2 protein-coding genes are annotated in these 8161 nt (G+C 62.8%); both read left to right on the forward strand.

Translation table 11 applies throughout. The features are described from left to right. Positions 1–105: 105 nt before the first annotated feature. Positions 106–336 carry a hypothetical protein gene (locus tag BN3911_RS16690; protein ID WP_066860590.1) on the forward strand — a complete coding sequence of 77 codons (231 nt, stop codon included), beginning with the start codon at positions 106–108 and terminating at the stop codon, positions 334–336. Between the two features lie 19 nt (positions 337–355). Beyond that, the coding region (locus tag BN3911_RS16695; RefSeq protein WP_187127782.1) for a GLUG motif-containing protein at positions 356–8161 on the forward strand (7806 nt) is incomplete at its 3' end.

Genomic DNA, 8161 nt, shown 5'->3' on the forward strand with positions numbered 1-8161 from the left:
GGCCTCCTGCAATAAGAGGATCGATTCAGTTGAGGGGCATGCCCCTCAACTGTTTCCGGGGGTTCCCCCGGAAACAGGAAACCTGTTAGGAGGAGGAGATGGGCAATGGGCACAGAGTTGGGAATCAACCGCCGCGCCGAAGACCGTCCGCTGAAGGAACCGCGGGTGGGCGGGAGCGTGTGGCCGCGCCAACGCTGTCCGGCGTTCACGCCCCGTGCCGCCGTACTGCCGGTGGAAAAGGAATGCTGGTACTGTAAATTTGCAGATTTTCATTTGAAGGAGCGGATCCCTCTGGATGTGGGCATCTGCTGCTGGCCGAACAAACAAATGGACTGAGGACTGGGAGGATTTGACCATGCGAAAAGAAACCGTACACTACAAAAGGAGCTCTCGCGCCGGACGGAAAGCCTTGGCGCTCCTACTCTCCTGCCTGATGGCGTTTGCTGCGCTGCCCACGCCCGCGCTGGCGGCGACAGAGGACGGCGGCGCGTCCGCTGCGCAGAATACGACCTCCTTCGGCGAATCGCTGGAGGATAACACCCTGTCCGGCACGCCGGAGATCGGCGGTCTGCCGGGCGAAACGGATGACGAGCCGATAGACGCCCCCGCGCCCACGGTGGAGGGAGACTGCATCTTCGCCAACGGCCTCGCCCTTACCATTGCGGAGGGCGAGCGCCCCGGCACGTCCGCCGTTACCTACGGCGAAGAAAATACGCCGTTTCTCATCGACGGCGAAGCCTCCCTTGACCTTTCGGGCTTCACCGTCTACGGCGGAGGCAATGATACGCCCGTGGACGGCGACACCGCCATCACGATGACCGGCGGCACGGTCAAGTCCATCTACGGCGGCGGCAGCGGCGAAAACGGCACGGTCGGCGGCACAGTCCGCGTCACCGTGGGCGGCGTCGCCAAAATCGGGGCCGCGTCGCCCGAAAGCGGCGTCTATCTCAACGGAACCGGCGTCACAAACGGCGTGGACGCGCTCGCCTACGGCCCCGCGCTGACGGACGGCGCGGCGGTGTACGTGGTCCTCCCGACGGATGCCGACAGGGCCGCTTTTTCGGTGGACAGCGCCTATGTGCACCTCTCCGGCGAAGCCCCGGTGACAAACGAAATCAGGCCCTATAGCGATAATACGCTTCCCGCGCAGAACGGCGGCGACATCGCAAATGCCACGTCTTTAGCGTCGAATACAAGCTACACCGTTTCCACGGCCGCGGGTTTGCAAAAGCTGGCGGAATTGGTAAACGCGGACGGGAACACCCATAACGGCTACACCATCACAATGACGCAGGATATCGACTGCGCTGGCGCAACCATGACGCCCATCGGCGGCAAATTGCCAACCGATGAAACGTATGATTCGTCTGCAGAGCCCCCGGCCCCCGCGTTTTCGGGCACCTTTGACGGTGGTAATCATACGATTTCCAATCTGACCATTGAGGATACCGACCAATATTATCTTGGAACCGGGCTGTTCGGCTACGTGTCTTATGGCACTGTGAAAAATCTGAATGTCTCCGGCACATTTAACGGAAACAACCAGGTCAGCGTCATCGTTGGCGCATGCGACCACGGCACGGTGACTGGCTGCAAAGCCTCCGGCTCGGTCGACGGCAGTTGGTCTGTCGGCGGCGTCGTTGGCAAAGCCATAGGCGGCACGATAGAAGAATGCGGCAGTGATGTCACAGTCGACGGCACGCACTGGATCGGCGGCATTGTGGGCTACGCTGAAGGCACTACCGGCAGCGTGGACCTCACCATAAGCGGCTGTAATTTCAGTGGCTCCATCAATAAGCTTGACGAGGCTGAACCCGCATCCGGCTACAGCAGCAACATCTATTATGTTGGCGGCATCGTGGGAAGCGCCAATTACTGCGCGATGACGGGCTGCACAAGCACCGGCACAGTCGCAGGTATGAGCAACATTGGCGGCATTGCGGGCAGCGCGAGTGATTCCACCATCACCGGCTGCCGTTTTGGGGACGAAATAACGTCCCGAAGCGGTGCTTCCGCCGCCGTCACCGGCGAGTACAGTATCGGCGGCATCGTCGGCGGCGCAATGGACAGCGTGGTAAGCGGCTGCAAAAGCGCCGGCACGGTCACCGGCAACGTGCAAGTCGGCGGCATCGTGGGGTTCAACTCTCGCATCCGCTCCACGCCGGAGCCCGTTTTGCTGACGAATGAGTCGCTCGCCCCCGCCACGGTGGCAAACTGCGAAAGCGCCTGCACAGTCTCCGGCTGTGCATCCGTCGGCGGCATTGTGGGTATCGCTCTGATAAGCAGCGGTGAAAACAGCCTTTCCTCCAACGGCGCGCCCACCGAAGAAACCGCCGTCGGCCCCGTTATCATCGGCTGCACCTTTACGGGCACGGTCGGGGTTGCCGAACTTGAATCTAATGTCAGCATCCAATATTTCGGCGGCATCGCGGGCCTCGCAGAAAACAGCACAGTGAGCGGCTGCAAAAGCACCGGCGCAGTCATCGGCAGCTCGTATGTCAGCGGCATCGTCGGGCGGGCAGAAAACAGCGCGATCAGCGGCTGCGAAAGCACCGGCGCAGTCACCGGCAGCTCGTATGTCGGCGGCATCGTAGGGTACAGCATTTTTTACGATATGAGTATCAATTCGCTGAACAACGATCTGACCTCTCCCGTCCCCGGCACGGTGACGAACTGCGAAAGCGGCTGTACGGTCACCGGATACAAGGGTGTCGGCGGCATCGCGGGGCAATTCGTCTGCGAAGGCGACGGCAACTACCCGGAACTCACCATATCCGGCTGCACCTTTAAGGGCGAAGTGATCGCCGACGCTTCCAAACAGCCTGCGCCTGCCAGCGAGTACGCTTACAGCAGCACCCCGGAAAATTTCGGCGGCATCGTGGGATGTATCGGCGTCGGCGCGGTGGAAAACTGCAAAAACGAAGGCAAGGTCAGTTGCATTGCCACCGACGAGGACGGCAACAAGAGCGGCGCGCAATTTGTCGGCGGCATCGCGGGACAAGCCGTTAGCTGCATGGTGATCGGCTGCACCAACTCCGGCGCGGTCTCCGGCGTGCAACCTGTCGGCGGCATTGTGGGCGAAAACGCGGATGGCAGTTCTTATAGCCTTTCGCAGAATTACGCCCCCGCCACGGTCCAAAACTGCGTAAACACCGGCAATGTCACCGGCGTGGCCAGTGTGGGCGGCGTCGTGGGAGATAATTTTTACGGCACGGTGACGAGCTGCTTCTCCACCGGCACGGTTCAATGGGAAGGCTCTTCTGAGGGGGACTCACTTGGCGGCGTCGCGGGATATAATTTAGGCACGGTTACAAACTGCTACGCCACCGGCGACGTCATTGGCCTGATTAACGACACGAACCAAGCATACGGCGCGAACCTTGTCGGCGGCATTGTCGGCGAGAATGGCGGCACGATCGACCACTGCTACGCCACCGGCGACGTGTCCGGCTGGAACTATGTCGGCGGCGTCGCGGGCGACTTTGCAACGTCCAACGCAATCGGCGACGACGCGCCGATCATCCAGTACTGCGCGGCGCTGGGGCTTGCCGTCACGGCGGCGGGGGGGACAGGCGGCGGGCGCGTGTGCGGAAATGATGGGGGAACCCTCGCAGACAATTTCGCACGCGGTGATATGCTGGTGAACGGTTCGGCGGTGACGGACAACAACAACATCGGCGGCGAAAAAGTCCACGGCGCGACCGTCACCGTGGGTACGAGTACATACGGCACTGTGTTCAGCGAAACGTGGCGCGGCGACGCTTGGGAGTATCCCGACGGCATTAGCGATGCGACCGTCCTTAAAAACCGCGGCCTGCTGCCCACACTGACGGGCATTTCCGCCGACCAGATCGAGCAGAAACCTTTCCTGCCGGGTCAGGCGCCCGTGGCGCAAATCACGAAAGACGGCACGACCACGGAGTATTCCACCCTGGCGGAAGCCGTGGGCGGGGCGAGCGCGGGTGATACCATCCAGGTGATCGCCGATATCGCGCTTACCAACGAGGTGGACTTCGGCAGCACCCTCACGCTGGATCTGAACGGCTTTACCGTCTCCGGCCCGGCGGTCTACGTGACAAACGCGGGCAATTTGACCGTGACGGACACGAGCACCGCAAAAACCGGCAAAATCGACGGCGGCAGCGAAAAGTACGCAATCGGATGCGCGGGCGCGCTGACGGTCAGCGGCGGCACGCTCACCTGCGCGGCGACGAGCAACGGCACGATTGAAATGACCGCCGCGACCCATCTTACCATAAACGAGGGCGCAAAGGTAGAAAACACGGCGGAAAACGGCTACGCCGTCTATTTCAGCAATGCGGGCGTCACGGTGGACAATCTGAGCACATACTTCACCCGCGCCGACGGGGCCACCGTGGGCCGCGTCTATCCCCATCCCATGCCGACGGTGGAAAAACCCGGCGGCAAATATGAGCTTTACGCCAACGGCACGGATTTGAAGCTGGAAGCGGGCACGTCTGACGCCGCCAAAACCAAAATTTTCTACCGCGAAATGGGAAGTGAGGGCGACTATCTGCCCTATACGATCACGAGCGATACCAACATCAGCGGCTCTCTCGATGACGGCTACGATCTCTCCGGCTACGCCGTCTACGGCGGCAGAAACGGCAAGGCGCTCACCGGCGGCACAAAAATCACCATGGCGGGCGGCAAGGTTCAGAGCGTTTACGGCGGCGGCAATAAAGGCGGCGTCACCGGCAGCACCGAGGTCGCCATCGGGACGGGCGCGACCGTCACAAGCAGCGTCTACGGCGGCAGCAGCGAAGCTAATGTCACCGGCACAGCCACGGTCACCATTTCCGGCACAGCCGGCACTGTCTACGGCGGCGGTCACAACGGCGGCGCGGTCGGCAACGCCGGGACAACCGCCGGAACGGTCAGCACCAAGGTAACCATTGAAACGGGCGGCAAGGCTGCCACCGTCTACGGCGGCGGACGCGGCGACGTGAACGGCAGCACCGAGGTCACCGTCAAGGGCGTGGTTACCGGCACTGTCTACGGCGGCGGCATCAAAGGCACCAACTACAGCGGCATAGTAACCGGCAATACCACCGTCACTGTCAGCGGCACGGCTGTCACCGTCTACGGCGGCGACGGCGGTAACGCAAACGGCGGCAACAATGCCGGCGGCGCGGTGAACGGCGATACCAAGGTCACCATCAGCGGCACGTCTAACGGCACCATCTACGGCGGCGGCTCTAACGGCACGGTCGGTGGCAATACCGCCGTCATCGTCAGCGGCACAGTCACCATCGGCACCTCCAGCGGCGACGTTTACGGCGGCGGCTACGGCGGCTCGGTCAGCGGCAATACCAATGTCACCATCGCAAGCGGCGGCTCGGTGAAAAACGTCTACGGCGGCGCGGGGTATGTCAGCAGCACCAGCTCCGGCGGCACGGTCAGCGGCAACACCGTCGTCACCATCGAGGACGGCGGCAAGGTGACGCAAAACGTCTACGGCGGCGGCTACGGCGGCACGGTGGGCGGTTCGGGCGATAGCGCAAAGGGCAACACCACCGTCACCGTCAACGGCAGCGGCTCGGGCACGAGCGCCACCGACTTCGCGGCTGTCAACGTCTACGGCGGCGGCTTCATCAATGCCGCCGGCACAACCACGGTCGAAGGCAAGGCCACGGTCGTCATTAACGGCAAAGTTTCCGGCAACGTCTACGGCGGCGGCTGTCAAAACAGCGCCTCCAGCACCACCGCCAGCGCGGTCACCGGCAGCACCGAGGTTACCATTGCAAGCGGCGGCGTGGTTGGCAGCAGCGTAAGCACCTCCGGCAACGTCTACGGCGGCGGCAGCGGCAAAGGCAGCACAGTGACCGGCGACACCAAGGTCACCGTTGCGAGCAACGGCACGGTTGGCGGCAGCGCAAGCAACTCCGGCAACGTCTACGGCGGCGGTTTCATCGGCGCCACTTCCGGCACAACCACGGTCAGCGGCAAAACCACGGTCGTCATTAACGGCACAGTAAAAAAATACGTTTTCGGCGGCGGCAATCAAAGCAACACCTCCAGCAGCTGCTCCGCCAGCGCGGTCACCGGCGACACCTCCGTCACCATTGCGAGCGGTGGCTCGGCTTCCACCGTGTACGGCGGCGGCAATCAAGACGGCAAAACCGGCAGCACCGCCAGCACGGTCACCGGCGACACCGAGGTCACTGTTGCGTGTGACAACACGGCTCTCTACGTTTACGGCGGCGGCAACAGCAGCAACGGCGCCAGCACCAGCGGCAGCGCCAAGGTAACCATTGCAAGCGGCGGCAACATTAGCACCGTCTGCGGCGGCGGCAGCGGCGCGGGCAGCACGGTAGACAGCACCGATGTCACCATTGCGAATGGCGGCAAGGCTTCCTACGTCTACGGCGGCAGTGTCAGCGGCGAGGTCACCAATCATACCAAGGTCACCATCGGCGGCGCGGTTTCCGGCAGCGTCTACGGCGGCGGCTATAACAATACCGGCACGGTCGGCGGCAATACCGAAGTCATTGTCAGCGGCACGGCGGCAAACGTCTATGGCGGCGGACTAAACAGCAATGTCACCGGCAACACCGCCGTTACCGTCAGCGGCACGGTTTCACAAAGCGTCTACGGCGGCGGCAGCATTTCCAACGGCGCCAGCAGCGGCACGGTTTCTGTAGTCGGCGGCGACACCTCCGTCACGGTCGGCGGCGCGGCGAAGATCGGCGGCAGCACCAACAAGGGCATTATCATCAACAACGGAACCGACGTTACAAACGGCGTTGCGAGCTTTCAGATCCAATCCGATCAGCCCCTGACCGCCGACGCGAGCGTGTACGTCGTTCTGCCGTCCGGCTTCGCACCCGGAGGCACCATCGCCACCGGCGCAAAGGACGGCGACCAGGGCTATATCCACCTTGTCGGCTCCAACACGTGGCATCTCGTCCCCACCTATGACGGCACCGGCGAGGTAAAGGCGATCAAGGCGTCCTATCCCGCGCCGATCACGCTGACAAGCGAAAGTACGGCGGATGCGCTGCGCGCTCTGCTGGGCGATTATGTGACCGTCAGCGGCGAAAAAGGCGCGCTCACCCTTCAGTTGACCAACAACAAGACGCTGATCACCACGATCAGGGTGGAAAGCGGCGCGCACACGCTGGATTTGAACGGCAAAACGCTCACCATACCGGTGTTCGGCACATTGGCTGACGGCGGCACGGGCGCGAACGGCTGTATCGAGGTCTCGGGCGGCAAGCTTACCGTCACCGACGGCAGCACCGGCAAAATCGAGCCCGGAACCGGCACACCGGCGGCGAATTTCGGCGTACTCACCGTGTCCGGCGGCGAGGCGGAACTTTCGGGCGGCTCGATCGAAAACACAAAGACGAACGGCAGCTGGGCCGTCCGTGCGACGGAGGACGGCGTATTCAAAATGACCGGCGGCGCGCTCTCGGGCGATTCGACGAACGGGCAGGCGCTTTACGCGGCGGGCGAGAAAAACGCCAAACTGTCCGGCGGCATGATTGACGGCGGTGGAGACGATAAAACTGCCATTACGGCAGGAACCGGCGCGGTCGGCAAGCTGCTGGCGGAGGGCTGCTACTATTATAAGGTCACATTGGCCTCACCGAATGGCAAAAAGGTCACGGACGTTTCCGGCGACACCCTTTCCGGCAAGTACATCGTCGACAACCGCACCGTGGCGCAGTACACCACGGACGGCGGCACGACCTGGGCCGACTGCGACACGCTGACCGAAGCGCTTGATGGCGCGAAAAGCGAATCCTTTGCGGAAAAGAATCGGGTGCGCCTGACGAAGAACGTAAAAACGTCCATCAATATCGGTTTCGGCGGCTTCACCCTCGATTTGCAGGGTCACACCTGGACGTGCGTCGCAGGAGTCAGTCCCCTGGCGCTGACCGGGACTGTTCCGGTCGTCGCCACCGACAGCGTGGGCGGCGGCAAGATGACAGGGCCGGACGCGGTCGACGGCAACGCCGCCCAGCCCGCCATTTCGGTGGCAACCGGCGCGGCACTGACCCTGACCGGTGAGAAAGCGTTCACCGTGCAGGGCGGCAAGGGGCTTGACAGCGCGACAGACGAGAAGCTGCTTGCAGGCGCGCCCGGCGTGAGCGTGGACGGCGGCAAGCTGGAGGTCTCCGGCACGGATCAAATC

This window comes from Neglectibacter timonensis (assembly GCF_900048895.1).
GTDB classification, from domain to species: Bacteria; Bacillota; Clostridia; order Oscillospirales; family Acutalibacteraceae; genus Acutalibacter; species Acutalibacter timonensis.

Excerpts from the sequence above, each read along its gene's own strand:
- BN3911_RS16690 (WP_066860590.1), top strand. The coding sequence starts at position 106 with ATGGGCACAGAGTTGGGAATCAACCGCCGCGCCGAAGACCGTCCGCTG.